Origin of the sequence: Bartonella sp. ML70XJBT.G, assembly GCF_028618575.1 — a bacterium.
Taxonomy (GTDB): Bacteria; Pseudomonadota; Alphaproteobacteria; order Rhizobiales; family Rhizobiaceae; genus Bartonella.
Genome location: NZ_JAQITA010000080.1, coordinates 1 through 1,129, shown reverse-complemented (window position 1 = coordinate 1,129; position 1,129 = coordinate 1). Strand labels below are relative to the sequence as shown.

Here is a 1,129-nt window from a genome sequence, read left to right as displayed (position 1 = left end):
AGCTTGATACAAATATTAAGAAAGTAGAAGATAAATTAGCGGAAGCAGTGGGTAATGTTACGCAACAAGTTACAAGTGATGCTTTATTATGGAGCAAGACTGCTAATGCGTTTGTGGCAACGCACGGGAAAGATAATGACAGAAAAGCTAGCAAGATTACGTCTCTTGCCAATGGAGCCATTACCGCAACTTCAAGCGATGCAGTAGCAGGTAATCAGCTTTATGCTCTAGGAAGCAGTGTTGCGAAGTCTTTTGGTGGTGGTGCGAGCTATGAGAATGGCACGTGGGTAGCCCCAAGCTTTATGCTGAAAATGTTCAGTGAAGATGGTAAGGAAAGTGGAAAAAAGACATATAAAGATGTAGGTTCTGCTTTTGCCGGAATTGATACGAACTTCACAAATGTGAACCAACATCTGAATAATGTTGTTAATAATTTTAATGAAAAATTAGACAATATTAATAAAGAAGTTAAAGGCGATGCTTTACTATGGAGCAATGAAGACAATGCTTTTGTGGCGCAGCATGGTGAAGGCAAAGCAAATAGTAAGATTAAATACCTTTCCAATGGTGAGGTTACTGCAGCCTCAAGTGATGCTGTCACGGGTAACCAGCTTTATACGTTAGGGAGCAGTGTTGCAAAGACCTTAGGTGGTGAAGCGAGTTATAAGAATGGCGTATGGATAGCTCCAAGCTTTAAGGTTAAGAGCATTAAAAAAGATGGCAGTGCGATTGAAGAGGAAAGCTATGGTGATATTGTTTCAGCCTTTGCTGGTGTAGGTACATCTTTTGAGAATCTTCAAAAAGAGATTAGCCAAAGTAATACGCAAGTTACTGAAAATATGAAGCAGAATGCTCTGTTATGGAGTGAAACTGATAATGCTTTTAGTGCGCGACATGAGGAGAAAGAAGGATCAAGAAGTAACAGTAAAATCATGCATCTTGCGGATGGAACCGTTGCGTCTGGTTCAGCCGATGCGGTTAATGGTTCCCAGCTTTATACGTTAGGGAGCAGTGTTGCGAAGACTTTAGGCGGTAATGCTGGTTATGAGAATGGCACATGGGTAGCTCCAATCTTCAAAGTTAAGACCGTTAAAAAGGATAATAGTGGAGTTGAAGAAACTACTTATAA

Annotated in this window: 1 pseudogene; it reads left to right on the top strand. The window is 40.5% G+C overall.

Annotated elements, in window-relative coordinates:
• Window positions 1-1,129 (top strand): annotated as a pseudogene (locus PVV64_RS10385) (hypothetical protein); the annotation flags it as partial.